Source organism: Azoarcus sp. DN11, from assembly GCF_003628555.1.
Classification (GTDB): Bacteria; Pseudomonadota; Gammaproteobacteria; order Burkholderiales; family Rhodocyclaceae; genus Aromatoleum.
This window is the reverse complement of the sequence record NZ_CP021731.1, coordinates 1,394,317-1,413,278: the sequence shown is the minus strand read 5'-3', so window position 1 is coordinate 1,413,278 and position 18,962 is coordinate 1,394,317. Positions and strand designations below refer to the sequence as shown.

Annotated in this window: 19 protein-coding genes; 8 read left to right on the top strand and 11 right to left on the bottom strand. The window is 67.9% G+C overall.

The genetic code is table 11. The annotated features are described in order from the left end of the window. Nucleotides 1–13: 13 nt before the first annotated feature. Together pyk and CDA09_RS06435 are read left to right on the top strand one after the other, a co-directional pair. Entirely contained in the window at nucleotides 14–1,432 is a 1,419-nt protein-coding gene (gene pyk / locus CDA09_RS06440; protein ID WP_121427871.1) for a pyruvate kinase, read from the top strand. Nucleotides 1,433–1,536: 104 nt separating this feature from the next. Continuing rightward, nucleotides 1,537–1,926, top strand: a complete 390-nt coding sequence (locus CDA09_RS06435) for a DoxX family protein (protein ID WP_121427870.1) — start codon at nucleotides 1,537–1,539, stop codon at nucleotides 1,924–1,926. An 86-nt stretch (nucleotides 1,927–2,012) separates the two neighbouring features. On the opposite strand, the gene CDA09_RS06430 is transcribed toward CDA09_RS06435, so the two are convergent. The 6 genes from CDA09_RS06430 to hyfB all read right to left on the bottom strand — a co-directional run bounded on the left by CDA09_RS06430 (nucleotide 2,013) and on the right by hyfB (nucleotide 9,397). Continuing rightward, complete coding sequence (locus CDA09_RS06430) at nucleotides 2,013–2,567, bottom strand: NADH-quinone oxidoreductase subunit B family protein (protein WP_121427869.1); 555 nt, start codon at nucleotides 2,565–2,567, stop codon at nucleotides 2,013–2,015. After that, nucleotides 2,567–4,111 carry a hydrogenase large subunit gene (locus CDA09_RS06425; protein WP_121427868.1) on the bottom strand — a complete coding sequence of 515 codons (1,545 nt, stop codon included), beginning with the start codon at nucleotides 4,109–4,111 and terminating at the stop codon, nucleotides 2,567–2,569. The genes CDA09_RS06430 and CDA09_RS06425 overlap by 1 nt, the downstream gene beginning before the upstream one ends. A 154-nt stretch (nucleotides 4,112–4,265) precedes the next feature. Then, entirely contained in the window at nucleotides 4,266–5,720 is a 1,455-nt protein-coding gene (locus tag CDA09_RS06420) for a hydrogenase 4 subunit F (RefSeq protein WP_121427867.1), read from the bottom strand. Next, nucleotides 5,720–6,379, bottom strand: a complete 660-nt coding sequence (locus tag CDA09_RS06415; RefSeq protein ID WP_174718416.1) for a formate hydrogenlyase — start codon at nucleotides 6,377–6,379, stop codon at nucleotides 5,720–5,722. Before CDA09_RS06415 ends, CDA09_RS06420 begins: the two co-directional genes overlap by 1 nt. Nucleotide 6,380: 1 nt before the next feature. Then, nucleotides 6,381–7,328, bottom strand: a complete 948-nt coding sequence (locus CDA09_RS06410; protein ID WP_121427865.1) for a respiratory chain complex I subunit 1 family protein — start codon at nucleotides 7,326–7,328, stop codon at nucleotides 6,381–6,383. Beyond that, nucleotides 7,325–9,397 (bottom strand): hydrogenase 4 subunit B, encoded by a 2,073-nt coding sequence (gene hyfB, locus CDA09_RS06405; RefSeq protein ID WP_286164390.1) that lies wholly within the window; start codon nucleotides 9,395–9,397, stop codon nucleotides 7,325–7,327. The genes CDA09_RS06410 and hyfB overlap by 4 nt, the downstream gene beginning before the upstream one ends. Before the next feature lie 185 nt (nucleotides 9,398–9,582). On the opposite strand from hyfB, the gene CDA09_RS06400 reads away from it, so the two are divergent. Then, a complete protein-coding gene (locus CDA09_RS06400; protein ID WP_121427864.1) occupies nucleotides 9,583–9,768 on the top strand; it encodes a ribbon-helix-helix protein in 186 nt (61 codons plus the stop codon). A gap of 60 nt (nucleotides 9,769–9,828) precedes the next feature. Here the strand turns inward: CDA09_RS06400 and CDA09_RS06395 are convergent, their stop codons facing one another. Together CDA09_RS06395 and CDA09_RS06390 are read right to left on the bottom strand one after the other, a co-directional pair. After that, entirely contained in the window at nucleotides 9,829–10,677 is an 849-nt protein-coding gene (locus tag CDA09_RS06395) for a UDP-2,3-diacylglucosamine diphosphatase (protein WP_121427863.1), read from the bottom strand. Next, nucleotides 10,677–11,903 carry a glycosyltransferase family 4 protein gene (locus CDA09_RS06390; RefSeq protein ID WP_121427862.1) on the bottom strand — a complete coding sequence of 409 codons (1,227 nt, stop codon included), beginning with the start codon at nucleotides 11,901–11,903 and terminating at the stop codon, nucleotides 10,677–10,679. The genes CDA09_RS06395 and CDA09_RS06390 overlap by 1 nt, the downstream gene beginning before the upstream one ends. Before the next feature lie 94 nt (nucleotides 11,904–11,997). On the opposite strand from CDA09_RS06390, the gene CDA09_RS06385 reads away from it, so the two are divergent. The 4 genes from CDA09_RS06385 (at nucleotide 11,998) to CDA09_RS06370 (ending at nucleotide 15,568) form a co-directional block, all read left to right on the top strand. Beyond that, nucleotides 11,998–12,255 carry a DUF3862 domain-containing protein gene (locus tag CDA09_RS06385; RefSeq protein WP_121427861.1) on the top strand — a complete coding sequence of 86 codons (258 nt, stop codon included), beginning with the start codon at nucleotides 11,998–12,000 and terminating at the stop codon, nucleotides 12,253–12,255. A 207-nt stretch (nucleotides 12,256–12,462) separates the two neighbouring features. Next, nucleotides 12,463–13,665 (top strand): cation:proton antiporter, encoded by a 1,203-nt coding sequence (locus CDA09_RS06380; RefSeq protein WP_121427860.1) that lies wholly within the window; start codon nucleotides 12,463–12,465, stop codon nucleotides 13,663–13,665. Beyond that, nucleotides 13,662–14,789, top strand: a complete 1,128-nt coding sequence (locus CDA09_RS06375) for a YbdK family carboxylate-amine ligase (RefSeq protein ID WP_121427859.1) — start codon at nucleotides 13,662–13,664, stop codon at nucleotides 14,787–14,789. Before CDA09_RS06380 ends, CDA09_RS06375 begins: the two co-directional genes overlap by 4 nt. Next, a complete protein-coding gene (locus CDA09_RS06370; protein WP_121427858.1) occupies nucleotides 14,786–15,568 on the top strand; it encodes a gamma-glutamyl-gamma-aminobutyrate hydrolase family protein in 783 nt (260 codons plus the stop codon). The genes CDA09_RS06375 and CDA09_RS06370 overlap by 4 nt, the downstream gene beginning before the upstream one ends. Before the next feature lie 26 nt (nucleotides 15,569–15,594). On the opposite strand, the gene CDA09_RS06365 is transcribed toward CDA09_RS06370, so the two are convergent. Both CDA09_RS06365 and CDA09_RS23110 read right to left on the bottom strand, forming a co-directional pair. Next, nucleotides 15,595–16,524: a DMT family transporter gene (locus CDA09_RS06365; protein ID WP_121427857.1), complete on the bottom strand. Its 930-nt coding sequence runs from the start codon at nucleotides 16,522–16,524 to the stop codon at nucleotides 15,595–15,597. Next, entirely contained in the window at nucleotides 16,521–16,715 is a 195-nt protein-coding gene (locus CDA09_RS23110) for a hypothetical protein (protein WP_128106533.1), read from the bottom strand. The genes CDA09_RS06365 and CDA09_RS23110 overlap by 4 nt, the downstream gene beginning before the upstream one ends. A gap of 120 nt (nucleotides 16,716–16,835) precedes the next feature. Between CDA09_RS23110 and CDA09_RS06360 the strand changes: the two genes are divergently transcribed. Next, nucleotides 16,836–18,038 (top strand): ammonium transporter, encoded by a 1,203-nt coding sequence (locus tag CDA09_RS06360; protein ID WP_121427856.1) that lies wholly within the window; start codon nucleotides 16,836–16,838, stop codon nucleotides 18,036–18,038. Between the two features lie 228 nt (nucleotides 18,039–18,266). Here CDA09_RS06360 and wrbA read toward each other — a convergent pair whose 3' ends face one another. Further along, nucleotides 18,267–18,866, bottom strand: a complete 600-nt coding sequence (gene wrbA, locus CDA09_RS06355; RefSeq protein ID WP_121427855.1) for an NAD(P)H:quinone oxidoreductase — start codon at nucleotides 18,864–18,866, stop codon at nucleotides 18,267–18,269. Between the last annotated feature and the right edge of the window lie 96 nt (nucleotides 18,867–18,962).

Below are 18,962 nucleotides of genomic sequence, written 5' to 3'. Positions count from 1 at the left end.
CTTGGAGACACCCATGAGACGCCACCGCCAGTCGCGCATCCTCGCGACGCTCGGGCCGTCGAGCTCCACGCCCGAGCGCATCCGCGCGCTCGTCGAGGCCGGCGCCGACGTGTTCCGCCTGAACTTCAGCCACGGCAGCCACGCCGACCATGCCGAGCGGCTGCGCCAGATCCGCGAGATCGAGCGCGAGGTCGGCCGCCCGATCGGCGTGCTGATGGACCTGCAGGGGCCGAAGCTGCGCATCGGCAAGCTCGCCGAAGGCAAGGTCGCGCTCACCGTCGGCAACCGCTTCCGCCTCGACCTCGACCCGGCCGAGGGCGACGCCACGCGCGCGAACCTGCCGCATCCCGAAATCTTCGCCGCGCTGGAAACCGGCACCGAGCTGCTGCTCGACGACGGCAAGCTGCGCCTGCGCGTCGACGCCTTCGGCCCCGACTTCGCCGACACGACGGTGCTCGTCGGCGGCCCGCTGTCCGACCGCAAGGGCGTGAACGTGCCCGGCGTCGTGCTGCCGATCTCGCCGCTCACGCCCAAAGACCTCGCCGACCTCGATTACGGCCTGTCGCTGGGCGTCGACTGGGTGGCCCTCTCCTTCGTGCAGCGCCCCGAAGACATCCGCGAGGCGCGCGAGATCGTCGGCGACCGCGCGTGGATCATGGCCAAGCTGGAAAAGCCCGCCGCGATCGAGCGCCTCGACGAGATCGTCGCGCTCGCCGACGGCATCATGGTCGCGCGCGGCGACCTCGGCGTGGAACTGCCGCCGCAGCGCGTGCCCATCCTGCAGAAGCGCATCGTCCGCGCCGCGCGTGCCGCCGGCAAGCCGGTCGTCGTCGCGACGCAGATGCTCGAATCGATGATCAGCGCGCCGGTGCCCACCCGCGCCGAAGCCTCCGACGTCGCCACCGCGATCTACGACGGCGCCGACGCGGTGATGCTGTCCGCCGAATCCGCGTCCGGCCAGTATCCGGTCGAGGCGGTCACGATCATGGACCGCATCATCACCCAGGTCGAGCAGGACCCCGACTGGCGCGCCGGCCTCGCCGCGAGCCACACCCCCGCGCAGGCGAACACCCCGGACGCCATCTGCGGCGCGCTGCGCGGCATCGCGGCGCTGCTCGCCCCGGCGGCGACGGTCGCCTATTCGAGCAGCGGCTTCAGCTGCCTGCGCGCGAGCCGCGAACGCCCGGACACGCCGATCCTGGGCCTGACGCCGCAACTTGCGACCGCGCGCCGCCTCGCGCTCGTGTGGGGCGTGCATCCGGTGCCGTTCGAGGACGTGCATGACGTCGCCGAGATGGTGCAGCACGCCAGCGCCGCGGTCGTCACCCACGGCTTCGCCCGGCCGGGCGACTCGGTCGTCATCATCGCGGGATTGCCTTTCGGGCGCAGCGGCAGCACCAACCTGCTGCACGTCGTCAAAATCCCGAAGTAGCGCCCCGCGCTACAGGCCGCCGGATGCGCGGCGGCCTGCAAACGCGTCATATTTCGACTACATCCATAGGAGGGCAACATGCCCGACCAACAAGGAGAAATCGAATGAAAGACGCTGTCGCACTTGTTGCGCGCATTCTTCTCGCGCTGATCTTCATCACTGCAGGCTGGGGCAAACTCGGCGCCGGCTATGCCGGCACGCAGCAGTACATGGCGGCGATGGGCGTGAGCGGCGCCCTGCTGCCGCTCGTGATCTTCGCCGAGCTCGGCGGCGGCCTCGGGGTGCTCTTCGGCGCGCTTACGCGGCTCGCCGCTGCGGGGCTCGCCGTCTTCAGCATCCTCGCCGCGATGTTCTTCCACACCGACTTCACGAACCAGATTCAGTCCATCATGTTCATGAAGAACCTCGCGATCACGGGCGGCCTGCTGACGCTGGCCGTGCACGGGGCAGGCGCGTGGAGCCTCGACGCCTGGTGGCAGGCGCACCGGAAATGAACCGGCCGGTCGGCGTCCGGCCACGCGGCTTGCGAAACGGATCGCGCTCGGCCCGACGGGACGCGACCGCCCCGGCGGTCTGGCTGTCAGTTGAACCCGGGTTCGAAAGTCGCTGGCGCAGCCTCGATCGGTGGCCGCGCGCGCACCGCGGCCAGGATCCCGGCCAGGATCTCCGCCGGCGGCGGCGGACAGCCCGGCACGATCACGTCCACCGGGATCACGTTCGACACGCCGCCGCAGCTCGCGTAACTCTCGCCGAAGATCCCGCCGGTGCAGCCGCAATCCCCCACCGCGACGACCAGCTTGGGCGCCGGCGTCGCGTCGTAGGTGCGCCGCAGTGCAAGCTCCATGTGGCGCGACACCGGTCCGGTCACGAGCAGCATGTCGGCGTGGCGCGGGCTGGCGACGAAGCGGATGCCGAGTCCCTCGATGTTGTAGTAGGGGTTGCTGAGCGCGTTGATCTCCAGCTCGCAGCCGTTGCACGACCCGGCATCGACCTGCCGGATCGCCAGCGCGCGACCGAGGATCGCGAGGATCTCGTCATGGACCGGGTGCGCGGGGCGATGCGGGCCCTTCAGCGATTCGGGCGCGGGCTCGGTGACACGGCCGCGGCGGGCGATGTACTTCAGGATGTGCCACATTACAGATCCTGCCCCGAATAGCTCAGGTTGAACGACTTGTTGATCAGCGGGAAGTCCGGAACGATGTTGCCGATGATCGCGTGCTCGAGCACCGGCCAGTTCTGCCACGAAGGATCGTGGCAGTGGCAGCGCGCGATGCGCCCCTGCGCGTTGGTCTCCAGCGCGACGAACACCTCGCCGCGCCAGCCTTCGACCCAGCCGGCCCCGACCCCGTCCCGCGTGGCGAGGACCGGCTCATGGACCGATCCGCCCGGCAGTCCGGCGAGCAGCGCGTCGATCATCCGCAGCGACGCGAAACACTCGTCGAAGCGCACCGCGACGCGGGCCGCGACGTCGCCGTTGCGCTGCGTGCAGGCCGTCACGGCGAGGCCGTCGTAAGGCGGCCACGGAAAGTCCGCCCGCAGGTCGGCCGCCTGTCCGCTCGCCCGCCCGGCGAGCCCCGTCAGGCCCAGGCGTTGTGCGAGTTCCGGCGTGGCGCGGCCGGTCGTGACGAGACGGTCCTGCAGCCCCGCGTGCTCGTCGTAGATGTCCTTCAGCTCGGCGACCTCGCCTGCGATCACCGTCACCTGCCGACGCAGCTGCGCGCAACCATCCGCGTCGAGGTCGCGCGCGACCCCGCCCGGACGGACACCATCCATCATCAGGCGATGGCCGAAGCACTCGCGGTTCAGGCGCAACCAGTCCTCACGCAGACGGGAGAACTGCGCGAGCGCGAAGCCGAACGCCGCGTCGTTGCCGAGCGCGCCGAGGTCCCCGAGATGGTTCGCGACCCGCTCGCGCTCGAGCATCAGCGCGCGCAGCCACGCCGCGCGTTCGGGCACCTTCACGCCGGCCAGCGATTCGACCGCCATCGCGTAGGCCCACGCATACGCAACGGTGCTGTCGCCCGATACCCGTCCGGCCAGCCGCGCGCCCTCGTCCGTGGCCATGCCCATGAAACGGCGCTCGATTCCCTTGTGGTTGTAACCCAGCCGCTCCTCGAGCCGCAGCACCTTCTCACCCACCACCGAGAAGCGGAAGTGGCCCGGTTCGATCGTGCCCGCATGCACCGGCCCGACCGCGATCTCATGCACGCCGTCGCCCTCGACGGGGACGAAGGGGTAGGCGTCGGCCTGCGCCTCGAAGCGCTCCTGGCCGGTGTTCCCGATGCGCAGCGGGAAATAGTCCGCCGGCCACGCGCCGTGACGCAGCCACGCGCGGGCGTCCCCCGCGTCCTCGGCCTCGATGCCGACCAGGTCGCGCGCGGCGCGCTGCATGCGGTTCGCCACGGGGAAGAAGCGCGAGATGTCCGGGTACGCAGGCTTCGCCGCATCCAGCCCGAGCTTCGCCCACAGCAGCCCGTCCGCGGTCGCGTACGCCGCCGACACCGCGAAACCGTCGCCGGCGGCACGCTCGTCGCTGCCCCACAAGCTCACGAGCCGCCCCTTCGCCTCCGCCACGGCCAGCGCGAGCGCACTCCACTGCCCGGCGAGGACGCGCGCACCGTAGATCGGCAGGGGCGCGTCGAAGCGTTCGAAGCGGCAATCCAGTCCGAAAAACTCCACTCAGGCCTCCCGCCGGGCCGCCCCAAGGGAGGCCTGCGCCCCCTCGGGGGGGTGAGGAGGGGAATTCGCGAAGCACTGCTTCGCGCCCGCCGAACGGGCCGGCTGTGCGCAGTCGGCCCTCCACGAAACCTGTGAGCGTGGGGGTAGTTGCACTCTAGCCTCCTATCATCTGGGCCGCCTGCCGGTACCAGCCGTCCAGGTAGGGCGGGACGTAAAGCCCCAGCAGCAGCGCGAGCCCGAGATGGGCGAACACCGGCAGCAGCGCCGGCGGGTGGGCGAGCGGGCGCAGCGAAGTCTCGCCGAACACCATCGGCTGCACGCGCCCGAAGATCGCCGCGAACGCCACACCGAGCGCGACGAGCAGGAAGGGCGTGGCCCACGGCGCCTCACGCATCGCCGTCGTCAGGACCAGGAACTCGCTCGCGAACACCCCGAAGGGCGGCATGCCGAGGATCGCCAGCGAGCCGAGCATGAGCCCCCAGCCAACCGTCGGATTCACCTTCAGCAGGCCGCGGATGTCCTCCATCGCTTGCGAACCGGCCTTCTGCGCGGCGTGGCCGACGGCGAAGAAGATCGCCGACTTCACCAGCGCATGCACGGTCATGTGCAGCAGCCCGGCAAAATTCGCGATCGGGCCGCCCAGGCCGAAGGCAAAGGTCATCAGCCCCATGTGCTCGATCGACGAATACGCGAACATGCGCTTGACGTCGCGCTGGCGCGACAGGAAGAAAGCCGCGACGACCACGGTGACGAGGCCGAAGCCGATCATCATGCGCCCCGGCAGGCCGTTCGCAAGCGCCCCGTCCGCCAGCACCTTGCAGCGCAGCAAGGCATACAGCGCGACGTTCAGCAACAGCCCCGACAGCACCGCCGAGATCGGCGTCGGGCCTTCCGCGTGCGCGTCGGGCAACCAGTTGTGCACCGGCACGAGGCCCACCTTGGTGCCATAGCCGAGCAGCAGGAACACGAAAGCCAGCGACAGGATGCCGGGATCGAGCAGGTGCTTGGATTGCGCAAGGTGGGTCCACAGCAGCGCCCCCTCGCCGCCCCCGATCGCGCGCTCGGCCGCGAGGTAGAGCAGGATCGTCCCGAACAGCGCCTGCGCGATGCCCACGCCGCACAGGATGAAGTACTTCCACGCCGCCTCCAGGCTCGCCGCGGTGCGATACACCGACACCAGCAGCACGGTCGTCAGCGTCGCCGCCTCCATCGCCACCCACAGGATGCCGAGGTTGTTGGTCGTCAGCGCGACCAGCATCATGCCGTTGAAGAGCTGGTACATGCTGTGGAAGAGCCGCATCCGCCCCGGCGTCATCTTCCCGTGGTCGCGCTCGATGCGCATGTAGGGCCGCGAAAACAGCGAAGTCGTGAAGCCCACGAAGGCGGTCAGCGTCACCAGGAAAACGTTGAGCGGATCGACGAAGAACCACTCGCCCCACACCATGAGCGGCCCGTCGCGCACGACGATCACCGTGAGCCACACGGACGCCGCCAATGTCAGCAGGCTCATCGCGGCGTTCAGCTCCCCCGCCCGCTCGCGGTCGCCCCACAACGCGAGCAGCACGCCGCCCAGCAGCGGAGTCGCGAGAACGAGGAGGAGCGGATCCATCAGTCTTCCTTCAGCTTTTCGAGATGGCGGATGTCCAGGCTGTCGAACTGCTCGCGGATCTGGAACATGAACACGCCGAGGATCAGGATGCCGACCAGCACGTCGAATGCGATACCCAGCTCGACGATCATCGGCATGCCGCTGGTCGCCGCGGTGGCCGCGAAGAACAGGCCGTTCTCCATCGACAGGAAGCCGATCACCTGCGGCACCGCCTTCGCGCGCACGATCATCATCAGGAAGGACAGCAGCACGCAGGCGAGCGCGATCCCCAGCGTGCCGCGCGCGATCGAGGTGGACAGGCCTGCGATCGGCGCGGCGAGGTTGAAGGCGAAGATCACCAGCACGATGCCGATCAGCATCGTCGTCGGAATGTTGAACAGCGTCTCGACGTCCCAGCGCACGTTCAGGCGCCGGATCACCCGGTGCAGCAGGATCGGGATCAGGATCACCTTCAGCACGAAGGTCAGCACCGCGGAAAAGTACAAGTGGTGCTGGCCCGTGAGGTAGCCGACGATCAGGGTCGCCGCCGCCAGCGCCGCGCCCTGCAGCGTGAACAGATGGATCAGCGTCAGGATGCGGCGCTGCGCGATCATCGCGAACGCGAGCACGAGCAGCACGACGGCGAAGAGATTGATCGACTGGGACAGCAGGTTCGTCACCTCAGGCCCCCAGCAGCACATGCACCAGCAACGCGATCACCGCGAGCAGGAAGGCCGTCGCGAGGAACTCCGGCACGCGGAAGAGGCGCATCTTCGCGTTGATCGTCTCGATCAGCGCGAGCAGCACACCGCCGACCGCCAGCTTCACGACCAACATCGGAATCGCGAACAGGATTGCCAGCGGCGTACCCGCCTCTGCGACGCCCCACGGCACGAACAGCGCCAGCCCGATGCACGAATACGCGAACAGCTTCAGCGACGCTGCCCATTCGACGAGCGCCAGATGGCGCCCCGAATATTCCAGGATCAGCGCCTCGTGGATCATCGTCAGTTCGAGATGGGTGGCGGGGTTGTCGACCGGCACGCGCGCATTTTCCGCCAGCGACACCATCGTGAACGCAACGCCCGCGACGGCGAGGCTCGGGTGGATCGCGAAGGGCTGGTGTGCGAGTGTCTCGACGATATTCGCCAGCGAGGTCGAGCGCGTGATGAGCGAGGCCGAGAACAGCACCATCAGCAGCGCTGGCTCGGCGAGGAAGCCGATCAGCATCTCGCGCCGCGCGCCCAGCGTGCCGAAGGAAGTGCCGATATCCATTGCCGCAAGCGAGATGAACACCCGCGCCAGCGCGAACAGGCCGACCAACGCGATCGCGTCGGCCGCGGGCGCGAGCGGCAGGTCGGTCGACAGCGTCGGCGCGATGCCGCACGCCAGCGCCATGCAGCCGAACATGATGTAGGGCGCGACGCGAAACAGCGGCGTCGCGTGCTCGGCGACGACCGATTCCTTGTTGAACAGCTTGTGCAGCACGCGATAGGGTTGCAGCAGGCCCGGCGCGCGCCGGTTCTGCAGCCACGCGCGCCACTGGTTCACCCAGCCCGTCAGCAAGGGCGCCAGCGCGAGCGCGAGCACCACGGCGAGCAACTGCGCGAACAGGCCCGCGACACTCATGATTTCACCACCACCAGCAGCAGGACCATCAGGGTCACGAAGCTGTACAGCAGGTAGATCGCGATGCGCCCCTGCTGCAGCCGCCCGATGCCGCGCGCGATGCGCGCGGTGAGGCCGGCGACCGGCAGATACAGCCAGTGCCAGAAATGGTCCTCGATCGTGACGCTGTAACGCGGCTTCGCGTCAAAGGGCGACGGCAGCTCGCGCCGCATGCGGAAGAAGGGTTCGAAGATCTGGCGGATCGGCTGGCCAAAGCCCTCCGCCGTATCCTGCATGCGCGGCGTCTGCGCCGGATAGCCGCAATCCCACGCCGGCGCACGGCGCAGGCGGCCGTGATAGAGCTTGCGCACCAGCACCACCGCGAGCAGCACCGCGAAGCTGACCACCAGCAGGAATACCAGCGGGCCGTAGCTCGCGCGATCGAGCGATCGCGGCGCCAGCAGCAGCCAGCCGTTCGCGCGCACCGTGTCGGCAATGCCGCCACCCACCAGGAGTTGTGTGACCCGGTCGATCAGGTCGATCAGCTGCGCCGGGAAGAGTCCCAGCAGCACGCAGCACGCCCCGAGCCAGACGAGGCCCGCGCGCTCGAGCGGCGAAGACGGATGCGCGTGGGCAAGCTTGGGCTCGCGCGGCTGGCCGAGGAAGATCACGCCGTAGAACTTCACCATCGTGTAGCCGGCGAGCGCTGCCACCAGCGCGATGCCCGCCGCGAGCACCGGCACCAGCATGTTGAGGAAGGAGTCCGGCAGGCCCGTCGTGAACAGGAAGCTCTGCAACAGCAGCCATTCCGAGACGAAGCCGGAGAACGGCGGCAGCCCCGAACTCGCCAGCACGCCGACGAGCGACAGCCAGGCCACCCAGGGCATGCGTCGCATCAGACCGCCGAGCTTGCCCAGGCTGCGCTCGCCGGTCGAGTGCAGCACCGAGCCGGTCGCGAGGAACAGCAGACTCTTGAAGAGGGCATGGGCGACCACGTGGTACAGCGCCGCAGTGAGCGCCAGCGCCGACAGCGCCTTCATGCCGTAGGCGTTGAACAGCACGCCGAGGCCGATACCGACGAAAAGCAGGCCGATGTTCTCGATCGACGAATACGCGAGCAGGCGCTTCATGTCGGTCTGCACCGCGCTGAACACCACCCCGTACAGCGCCGTCGCGAGGCCGACGGCCATGAGCAGCACGCCCCACCACCACTGCTGCGCGCCGAGCAGGTCGAAGCTCACGCGCAGCAGGCCGTAGACCGCCGTTTTCAGCATCACGGCACTCATCAGCGCGGACACCGGCGACGGCGCCGCCGGGTGGGCCTCCGGCAGCCACACGTGCAGCGGCAGGATGCCCGCCTTCGCGCCGAAACCGAGCGTCGCGAGGAGGAAGGCGGCCGAGGCCCACAGCGGCGGCAGCGATTGCGCGCGCATGTTGGCGAAGGTGTAGTCGCCCGTGTTCGCCTGCAGCACGCCGAAGCACAGCAGGATCGCGATCGCGCCGATGTGCGCGATCAGCAGATAAAGGAAGCCCGCCTCGCGGATCGCGGGCACGCGGTGGTTCGCGGTGACGAGAAAGAAGGACGACAAGGCCATCGTTTCCCACATCACCATGAAGGCGTAGGCGTCGTCAGCGAGCACGACGAGCGCCATGCTGGCGAGGAAGATGTGGTATTCGAGGCACATCAGCCCGGGCGGCGTGCCCTCGCCGTGGCGGAAGTAGCCCGCGGCGAAAACCGAAATGCCGAAGGAGGTCACGCCGATCACGAGCAGGAAAAAGGCCGACAGCCCGTCCAGACGCAGGTGGAAAGGCAGCCCGGGCAGGCCCAGCGCGAGCACGGCGGTCTCCGGCGAGCCGGGCAATGCAGCGGCGGCGAACCCCGCGAGCGCGGCCGCGAGCACGGCCCCGGTCGGAAACAGCACGCGGGCGACGAACGCGGTGTTGCGCAACGCCGCGATCCCGGCGAACCCCAGCGCGAGCCAGCCCGCGACGACGATCAGGATCCAGTCGAGAACCAGCACGCCTCCTCCCCCGATGTCAGCGCCGACGGTCGCCCACAGCGGCACGTCCGCGCCGCAAGCCGGGCGCATTGCACCGCGCGCGGGGCCGCACACCTTCGGACGGTGCCATGCAGCAACCGAGAACCGCTTCCCTTTCGCCCACCGGCCGGACTCCCTGAGTGTGCCATTGCGTTTGCATCCTTTGCACATTACATTAATACCGATGCCGCTTTCAATGTTAATTTGATGTTAATCACCGTCGCCGGTGACGCGAGATGAAAGAGAATCGGACTGCCCGCCTGACCCTGCTGATCGACCCGGAAAAGAAGCGGCTCTTCGAAGAGATCTGCGCCAGCAAGGATCTGACGCCCTCACAGGTCGTTCGTCGGCTGATCCGCCAGTACGTTCAGGAGAACGCCGGCAACCGCACGCTGCCGGAGTGGCTGAAGGACAACGACTGAACGCGGCCGGCCGGCGGCGTTCCCGGGCGGGCCGCCGGCGATGCCTGCCGAAGCGACCGCTCAGGGCATGCGCCCGCTGATCCCGGAGGGTGCCGCCGGATCGGCCACGCGGGCCGTCGCCAGCCCCGGCAGGTCGGCGCGGTCGAACACCGGCTGCGCCGCGCCGTATGCACGTGGCACACCCCAGCGCACCATTTCCATGCGTCCGTCGAGATGCTCGACGATCGCGGTGCAGCTATCCACCCAGTCGCCGCAGTTCAGATAGCGCACACCCTCGATCTGCGCGTCGGCGGCCCAGTGGATATGGCCGCAAATCACCCCGTCCGCCCCCTTGCGATGCGTCGCGTGGGCGATCGACGCCTCGAAGTCGAAGATGAAATTCACCGCACGCTTCACCTTCTGCTTCGCATAGCCTGCCAGCGACCAGTAACCCGGCCGCCGCAGCAGCCGGCGCACGCGCGACAGCCACAGGTTGATGCGCACCAGCGTGTTGTAGCCGACGTCGCCCAGCACCGCGACCCAGCGGTGGTGGCGCGTGACCTGGTCGTATTCGTCGCCATGCACGAGCCAGTAGCGGCGTCCGTCGGCCGCCTCATGCATCCATTCCGCCTCGACGCGGATGTCGCCGAACGCGATCCCCGAGTACTCGCGCAGTGCCTCGTCGTGATTGCCGGGAATGAAAAACACCTTGCATCCCCCGCGCGCGCGCCGCAGCACCTTCTGCACCACGGTGTTCTGCGCCACGCTCCAGTGGATGCCGCGGTTCATCGCCCAGAAGTCGACGATGTCGCCCACCATGTAGAGGTAGTCAGACGGGTGTTCGCGCAGGAAATCGAGCAGCCGGTCGGCCTGGCACGCACGGGTGCCGAGATGAACGTCGGAGATGAATACGGAACGTACCTGGGGCATCAGCGCACCGTTGCCTTGAAGGAAAACATGTCGGGAAGCGCCGCCTGTGCTTCATCCACGACGCGCTGCAGCGCGCTCGCGAAGCGGTCGTGGATGCGCTCCCAATCCATCGATTCGCTGCGCCGGCGCGCCGCCGCGGCGAGCCGCGCGCGCAAGCCGGTGTCCGACGCGGCGAGCACCGATTCGGCGACGAAGGCCGCCGCCGCGCCCGGCTTCACGAGGAGGCCGTCGCAGCCGCTGGAGATCACTTCGGACGCCGCCGCGTGGTCGTAGGCGACGACGCACAGGCCGCAGGCCATCGCCTCCAGCGTGACATTGCCCCAGGTCTCCGACAGGCTGGGGAACAGGAACAGGTCGCCGGAGGCGTAGTGCGTCGCCAGGTCCTCGCCGCGGCGCGCACCGGCGAACACGACATCCGGGTGGGTTTCCTGCAGCGATTTGCGCAGCGGCCCGTCGCCGACGATGACCAGCCGTGCCTTCGGATCCTGCCGACGGATCGCGGCGAAGGCCTCCAGCACCAGCGGCAGGTTCTTCTCCGGCGCCACGCGCCCGACCCACACCACCACCAACTCGTCCGCGGCGACGCCCCATTCGCTGCGCAGCGCCGCGCTGCGGCGCGCCGGGCTGAAGAGCTCGGTATCCACGCCGCGCGCCACCACGTCGACCGACCGGTAGCCGCGCGCCCGCAGCGCCTGCGCCATCGCGCGCGTCGGCACGAAGGTCACCGCCGTGCGGTTGTGCATGCGCTTCAGCCACGCGGCGACCGGGCGCTCCAGCCAGCCCACGCCGTAGTGCGTGCTGTAGCTGTCGAAGTTGGTGTGGAAATCCGACGTCACCGGAATGCCCAGGCGCGTCGCCGCCGACACCGCCGACCAGCCCAGCGGCCCTTCGGTCGCCACATGCACGATGTCCGGCCGGTGGCGCGACCACAGGCGGTGGAGCCGCGTGCGCGCCGGCAGCCCGAAGCGCAAGCCATCGTACTTGGGGATCTTCATCCCGTGCGCCAGCACTTCCTCGAAGCCCGGCCCGTCCGCGGCGCGCTCGGACAGCGCCTGACGCGGGCGCACGAGCTGCACGTGGTGCCCGCGCGCGATCAGGCCGTCGACCATCCGGCCCAGTGTCATCGCGACACCGTTGATCTCGGGTGCCCAGGTCTCCGTCACCAGTGCGATGCGCAGGCTCGGTCGCAGGCAGCGTTCTTCGGTCACGAAATCGACGTCTTTCATGAACCCGAACGCTAACCGTCGGAAACGAAAAACTCGTGACCGATGGATTAAGCTTCAATTACATGCCATTCCATCATCCGGACCAACGCTAACGATGAAACCCGCAGCCCTCCTCAGCCTCGCCGCCCTTGCCTGCATGCTGGGCGCCTGCACCAAGCTCACGGTCGAAAATTACGACAAGCTAAAGATGGGCATGACCTATAACGAAGTGAAGCAATTGCTCGGAACGCCGGACAAATGCAGCGACGTGCTCGCACTGAAGAGTTGCACCTGGGGCAACGAAGCGCGCTACGTGCAGGTGAATTTCGTCGCCGACCAGGTCGTGCTGTTCAACTCGTCCAACCTGCGCTGAGCGCCCGTGAAGAAATCGTTCACACGTTCCAGGCGCGGCGCGCGCCTACCATGACACGTCTGGATACGCGCGGTTACATTTGCAGCAATGAATATTTCTAAAATATTATTAAGCTTCTCCGTCCGTCTCCACCCACCCGGATAAATCGCTCCCCCCGCGCTGTCGGAGGGGACAGAACACCGCACCGGTATCGGAGGACTCCCCCTGATGGATCAGTTGATCTGGCCCGCCTGGCCGCTGCCGCTTGGCGCCCTGTTACCCGTTGCGCTTGCGCTCGTGCTGACGGCCCTCGTCGGCGAAGCAGGCCGGCGCATCGGCCTGCCGCGCGTGAGCGGCTATGTTCTCGCCGGCATCGTGCTCGGCCCGCTCGCGCTGGGCTGGTTCGACGCCAACGACCTCGCGAGCTACCGCCTCGTCGTCGACTTCACCATCGCGTTGATCCTGTTCGAGCTCGGCCTCCGGCTGGACCTGCGCTGGCTGATCACGAACCGCTGGGTGGTCGCGGCGAGCGCGGGGGAAATGGCGCTGACCTTCGCGCTGACCTTCGGCGCGCTGTGGGCGGTCGGCACCGGCCCCCGCGTCGCCCTGGCCGTTGCCGCCATTGCCGTCGGCACGTCGCCGGTGATCCTCATGCACGTGACCAACGAGCTGCGCGCCGCCGGCCCGACCACCGATCGCCTGCTCGCGCTGTGCGCCCTCAACGTCACGGTGTCGCTGATCCTGCTCAAGCTGCTCGTCGGCGTCCTGCACGGCACGCATGCGGGCTGGCAGCTCGCGCTGCTCCACCCGCTGTACCTGCTGCTCGGCTCCGCGCTCGCCGGCGCGCTCATCGCCGCGGCCTACCTAGGGCTGCGCAAGATCGTCGACCCCACCTCGGAACAGGGGCTTGCGGCCCTGATCGCACTGCTGCTGGCCGCCCTCGCGCTGCTCTCGGCCCTGCGCCTGCCGACCCAGCTCGCGCCGATCATCGCGGGCGCGTTCATCAAGTGGCGCGACCCGCGCCCGCACCTGTGGCCGCAGCAGGTCGGCACCGTCGGCGGCGTGCTCGTCATCGTCACCTTCATGCTTTCGGGCGCGGCAGTCAGCGCGGGCGAACTCTTCGCCGGCGCCGGCGTCGGTCTCCTGGCGATCCTCGTGCGTGCGCTCGCGAAACTCGGCGGCGCGATGGCCTTCGGCCCGGTGAGCGGGCTCGACCTGCGGAAGAGCCTCGCGCTTGGCGTCGGCCTCATGCCCCTGTCGATCCTCGCGCTCCTGCAAGCCGAAGACGTTCGCCTGCTGTATCCGGAGTTCGGCGACCGCCTGCTGCCGATCGTCGTCGCAATGGCCGTGGTCCTCGGGCTGCTGGGCCCGATCGCCACCCGACGGGCGCTGATCCGCGTCCGCGAACACCGCCGCGGAGAACATTCATGAGCCTGGAAACCTTTGCCTCCTCGCGCGCCCTGTCGCTGGGCGTCGAGCTCGAGCTGCAGCTCGTCAGCACGCACGACTACGATCTCGCTGCCTCGGCCGAGGATCTTCTGCGCGTGATGGCCCGCAAGGACGTGCCGGGCGACGTCAAGCCCGAGATGACCTGCTCGATGATCGAAGTGTCGACCGGCATCTGCAACGACTATGCCCAGGTCGCCGAAGAGCTCGAAGCCCTGCGCGCCGCCCTCACCGCGGCCGCGCGCAGGCTCAACATCGGCATCTGCGGCGGCGGCACCCACGCCTTCCAGGACTGGAGCGAACGCCGCATCTTCGACAAACCGCGTTTCCACTATCTCTCCGATCTGTACGGCTACCTCGCCAAGCAATTCACCGTCTTCGGCCAGCACGTGCATATCGGCTGTCCCGGCCCCGACGCCGCGCTCTACCTGCTCCACGGCATGTCGCGCTACATCCCACACCTGATCGCGCTGTCGGCCTCCTCGCCCTACGTGCAGGGCAAGGACACCGGCTTCCAGTCGGCGCGCCTCAACTCGGTGTTCGCCTTCCCGCTATCGGGCCGCGCGCCCTTCGTCGAGAGCTGGGCCGAGTTCGAGGCCTATTTCGCCAAGATGAGCAAGACCGGGGTCGTCGAGAGCATGAAGGATTTCTACTGGGACATCCGCCCCAAGCCGGAGTACGGCACCATCGAGGTGCGCGTGATGGACACGCCGCTCACCGTCAGCCGCGCCGCCGCGATCGCCGCCTACATCCAGGCCATCGCCCGCTACCTGATGATCGAGCGCCCCATCCGGCTCTCGGAAGACGACTACCTCGTGTACACCTTCAACCGCTTCCAGGCCTGCCGCTTTGGCTTCACCGGCTCCTACGTGAACCCGGAAACCCATGAGCAACGCTCCGTCGCGGATGAAGTCGAAGCCAGTTTCGCGCGCATCGAACAGCACGCCATCGAACTCGGCTGCGACGAGGCGCTCGGCGAGTTGCTGCGCCAGGTGCGCGACCGCCGCAACGACACCGCCTGGCTGCGCGAGCGGCATGGCGCGGGCATGCCCTTGCCCGAACTCGTGATGGACCAATGCGGGCGCTGGATGGGAGGAGGAGCGATGTGAGCAAGGCGCCGCTGCGGATCGGCCTATCGGCCCGCCTGCTGCACACGCCGCCGGCGGAGCTCGGCTTTCCAGGCAAATCCCTGCAGTACCTCGAACAGTCGATGGCGCACTGGATCATGTCGCACGGCGCGCTCGTGCTCATGGTGCCGACGATCGCGCAACACCTCGGCCTGCGCCGGGCGCAGATTTCCGTGCACGACTACGTTCGCGCGCTGGACGGGCTGGTGCTGCAGGGCGGCGCGGACGTCAGCCCCACCACCTACCGGCAGGAGCCCTTGCGGCCCGAATGGACCGGCGACCGCATCCGCGACCTGTACGAAATCGAACTGTTGTGGGAGTTCGTGATCCAGGGCAAACCGGTGCTGGGCGTGTGCCGGGGCGCCCAGCTCATCAACGTCGCCTGCGGCGGCACGCTGTGGCAGGACATCTCCGAATACATTCCCGGCGCCGGCCCGCACCGCGATGCGGAACTTTACGACCAGCACCACCACGCGATCGATTTCGTCGACGGCAGTCGCCTCGCCAGGCTCTACAAGGGCACGGGCGGCCGCGTGAACAGCATCCACCACCAGGCCGTGCGCGACCTCGGCTCCGACCTGCGCATCGAGGCCCGTTCGCGCGGCGACGACGTCATCGAGGCGATCCGCTGGCAGGGCAACGGCTACCTCTTCGGCTGCCAGTGGCACCCGGAATTCCACGGCGGCGGGGGCGATCTCCTCGACGGCAGCCCCATCCTGCAGGACTTTCTCGAAGCGGCCGAACGCGCGCGTGGCGGCTGAGCGCCCCGAGGGGTACCGCTCTCCGGCTATCCCCGTCCGCGCGCTTCGGCAGCGGCGCGCTTCGCCGCCGCGCCATTGCGCCCGCGCATCGCAACCACGCTGATCGCCAGCAACGCCACCGCGATGCATGCCATGCCCCAGGATTCGGTCGTGCTCGGCCGCTCGCCCAGTTCGATCCAGCCGCTCAGCACGCCCACCGCCGGCACCGCCAGCGATGACAGCCCGGCCAGCCCGGCCGGCAGACGGTCGAGGATGAAGAGCCACATCAGCCACGCCAGCCCCGTCGCCAACAACGCGTTATATACCAGCGCGCCGACGAAATAGGGCGTCACCTGCGGCGGCTCGGACGGCAGCCACCACGCCAGCACGCACAGCGCCAGCGAACCGAGCAGCATCTGCCACGCCGTGAGCGACAACAGGTCGATCTCGACATTGCCACGCAGACGCTTCGCCCATACCGCGCTCGCCGCCCACACCAGTCCGGCCAGCAACGCCATCAGCGTGCTCTGCTTGTCCCCGTGCAGCTTCCAGGGCTCGAGGATCAGCAACAGGCCCACCAGTGCCAGCCCCACGGCCACCCATTGCGAGCCGCGCACCCGCTCGCCGAGGAAGGCGTACGCCAGCGGCAGCAACCAGAAGGGCATCGTGTAGACCAGCACGGCGGTCTTGCCGGCCCCGCCGCTCACCAGCGCCCACTGGGCCAGGCCCGTGAACCCCGCCGTCTGCAGCAGACCCAGCCACAGCGTGCCGCCCAGCGCGACCGGACGCAGCGATCGGCGGCGCAGCGCGAGCACCGCAAACAGCGCGAGCGAACCGAAGAAGGTACGCAGCGCGGAAAAATCGAAGGGATCGACATAGCGCATCACCTTCTTCATCACCACCCAGTTGTAGCCCCAGATCAGGGACAGAAGCAGCATCACGCCCGCCGCGCCCAGCAGTTTTCGATCTCGACTCATTTGGCAAATCCTGGCGCCCGGCGCCACGCAAAGGCCGATTCTACGTTTTTGTAGGCAATTCGTGCCGTAATTGTTAACCACTCAAGCACAGCACTCATGCCCCGTTTTGTTGCGCGACGACGCACCACCACGAACCGCGACACCGCCATCCGCGCACCATTGCTGTGCGCAAATCCCCAGGCATGCACCATGACCGGGAGCTCCGCGCACCACCCGGCGGCATTGATTTTACAAGCAGTTGAATTTACGTATCTATTTTTCAGGCACACGGGTTGCTTCAACGCACCGATCACGCCACCCGGAGCACATTGATGGAGCAGTTCAAAACATCCACCGACGTTCTTTTCGTCTTGCTCGGCGCCATCATGGTGCTCGCCATGCACGCCGGCTTCGCCTTCCTCGAACTCGGCACCGTACGCAAGAAGAACCAGGTCAACGCGCTCGTGAAGATCCTCAGCGACTTCGCCGTGTCGACGCTGGCGTATTTCGTCATCGGCTACTCCCTTGCCTACGGGAACGGCTTCTTCGTCAACGCCGAACAACTCGCCGCCAACTCGGGCTACGAACTGGTGAAGTTCTTCTTCCTGCTCACCTTCGCCGCAGCCATTCCCGCGATCATCTCCGGCGGCATCGCCGAGCGCGCGCGCTTCGTTCCGCAGCTCGTCGCGACCTTCCTCATCGTCGGCATCCTCTACCCCTTCTTCGAAGGCATCGTGTGGAACGGCAACCTCGGCCTGCAGAACTGGCTCGACGGCGCGTTCGGCGCCAAGTTCCACGACTTCGCCGGCAGCGTCGTCGTGCACGCCTTCGGCGGCTGGATCGCGCTGCCCGCGGTGCTGCTGCTCGGCGCCCGGCGCGGCCGTTACCACAAGAACGGCCAGATGTCGGCACACCCGCCATCGAGCATCCCGTTCCTCGCGCTGGGCGCGTGGATCCTCGCCGTGGGCTGGTTCGGATTCAACGTCATGAGTGCCCAGCGTCTCGACGCGATCAACGGCCTCGTCGCGCTCAACTCGCTGATGGCCATGATCGGCGGCACCCTGGCAGCGCTCGCCGCCGGCAGGAACGACCCCGGCTTCGTGCACAACGGCCCCCTCGCCGGCCTCGTCGCAGTGTGCGCCGGCTCCGACCTGATGCACCCGCTTGGTGCGCTCGTCGTCGGCGCCATCGCTGGCGTGCTCTTCGTGCAACTCTTCACCATTGCGCAGAACCGCTGGAAGATCGATGACGTCCTCGGCGTGTGGCCCCTGCACGGCCTGTGCGGTGCCTGGGGCGGCATCGCTGCCGGCATCTTCGGCACGAAGGCCCTCGGCGGCATCGGCGGCGTCAGCTTCGGCGCGCAGCTTGTCGGCACCCTCGGCGGCATCGCGATCGCACTCGCAGGCGGCACCCTGGTCTATGGTCTGATCCGCGCAACCCTGGGCCTGCGCCTCGATCCCGAGGAAGAATTCGCCGGCGCCGACCTCTCCATCCACAAGATTTCGGCGACCGCCGAGCGCGAGACGTCGTGGTGACGGGAGAGCTCATTCCAGCCATCTCGGGCAGCGCGTGGCAGACGACCTAGGCGACCGGCACGAAGTCGGTGCCGAGCGCGGAAGATCAGAATCTTTTGAAGGCAGATCGGATTCGCGACTTCAACGGCATACGGAACAGTATCGCCGGCCGAGTCCGAAGTGCGGGATGTGCGGAGGTCGGTCGCCCTCAAGGGGCCAACCGACCGGCCGAGAAGATGCGTTGAAGCGTCAGCCGAACAGTTTGTTGGCCGTTTGGGCGACCAACTTGCCCTGGTACCGGGCGCCATCCAGTTCGTTCGCGCTGGGCTGGCGCTGTCCCTGACCGCCGGCAATCGTCGTGGCGCCGTAAGGGCTGCCGCCGACGATCTCGTCGAGCGTCATCTGGCCCTGGTAGCTGTAGGGCAAGCCGACGACGACCATGCCGAAGTGCAACAGGTTGGTGATGACCGAAAAGAGGGTGACCTCCTGGCCGCCGTGCTGGGTTGCCGTCGATGTGAACGCGCCGCCCACCTTGCCGTTGAGTGCGCCGCGCGCCCACAGTCCGCCCGCCTGGTCAAGGAAGCTGGCCATCTGCGAGGGCATGCGGCCGAAGCGGGTCGGGCATCCGACGATGATCGCGTCGTAATTTTCCAGTTCGGCAACGGTCGCGACGGGGGCAGCCTGGTCGAGCTTGAAATGAGCCGGCCGGGCGATTTCCTCCGGGACGGTTTCCGGGACGCGCTTGAGGTCGACAGTGGCGCCGGTCGAACGGGCGCCTTCGGCCACAGCGTGAGCCATGCTCTCAATATGACCGTAGGTCGAGTAGTAGAGGACGAGAACTTTGGACATCGGAGCTCCTGAATGAGTGCGCCTGAGGGATCGCCGGCAGCGTTGCGATATGCAGGATTCAAGACCCTAACTTGTCAAAAACGTTCCCGCCTCACC

What these genes read in the sequence shown, in the direction of transcription:
- CDA09_RS06375 (WP_121427859.1), top strand. Translation starts at nt 13,662, where the DNA reads ATGAGCCTGGAAACCTTTGCCTCCTCGCGCGCCCTGTCGCTGGGCGTC.
- CDA09_RS06435 (WP_121427870.1), top strand. Translation starts at nt 1,537, where the DNA reads ATGAAAGACGCTGTCGCACTTGTTGCGCGCATTCTTCTCGCGCTGATC.
- CDA09_RS06420 (WP_121427867.1), bottom strand. Translation starts at nt 5,720, where the DNA reads ATGGATCCGCTCCTCCTCGTTCTCGCGACTCCGCTGCTGGGCGGCGTG.
- CDA09_RS06410 (WP_121427865.1), bottom strand. Translation starts at nt 7,328, where the DNA reads ATGAGTGTCGCGGGCCTGTTCGCGCAGTTGCTCGCCGTGGTGCTCGCG.
- CDA09_RS06390 (WP_121427862.1), bottom strand. Translation starts at nt 11,903, where the DNA reads ATGAAAGACGTCGATTTCGTGACCGAAGAACGCTGCCTGCGACCGAGC.
- hyfB (WP_286164390.1), bottom strand. Translation starts at nt 9,397, where the DNA reads ATGCGCCCGGCTTGCGGCGCGGACGTGCCGCTGTGGGCGACCGTCGGC.
- pyk (WP_121427871.1), top strand. Translation starts at nt 14, where the DNA reads ATGAGACGCCACCGCCAGTCGCGCATCCTCGCGACGCTCGGGCCGTCG.
- CDA09_RS06430 (WP_121427869.1), bottom strand. Translation starts at nt 2,567, where the DNA reads ATGTGGCACATCCTGAAGTACATCGCCCGCCGCGGCCGTGTCACCGAG.
- wrbA (WP_121427855.1), bottom strand. Translation starts at nt 18,866, where the DNA reads ATGTCCAAAGTTCTCGTCCTCTACTACTCGACCTACGGTCATATTGAG.
- CDA09_RS23110 (WP_128106533.1), bottom strand. Translation starts at nt 16,715, where the DNA reads ATGGTGCATGCCTGGGGATTTGCGCACAGCAATGGTGCGCGGATGGCG.
- CDA09_RS06380 (WP_121427860.1), top strand. Translation starts at nt 12,463, where the DNA reads ATGGATCAGTTGATCTGGCCCGCCTGGCCGCTGCCGCTTGGCGCCCTG.
- CDA09_RS06395 (WP_121427863.1), bottom strand. Translation starts at nt 10,677, where the DNA reads ATGCCCCAGGTACGTTCCGTATTCATCTCCGACGTTCATCTCGGCACC.
- CDA09_RS06365 (WP_121427857.1), bottom strand. Translation starts at nt 16,524, where the DNA reads ATGAGTCGAGATCGAAAACTGCTGGGCGCGGCGGGCGTGATGCTGCTT.
- CDA09_RS06385 (WP_121427861.1), top strand. Translation starts at nt 11,998, where the DNA reads ATGAAACCCGCAGCCCTCCTCAGCCTCGCCGCCCTTGCCTGCATGCTG.
- CDA09_RS06400 (WP_121427864.1), top strand. Translation starts at nt 9,583, where the DNA reads ATGAAAGAGAATCGGACTGCCCGCCTGACCCTGCTGATCGACCCGGAA.
- CDA09_RS06360 (WP_121427856.1), top strand. Translation starts at nt 16,836, where the DNA reads ATGGAGCAGTTCAAAACATCCACCGACGTTCTTTTCGTCTTGCTCGGC.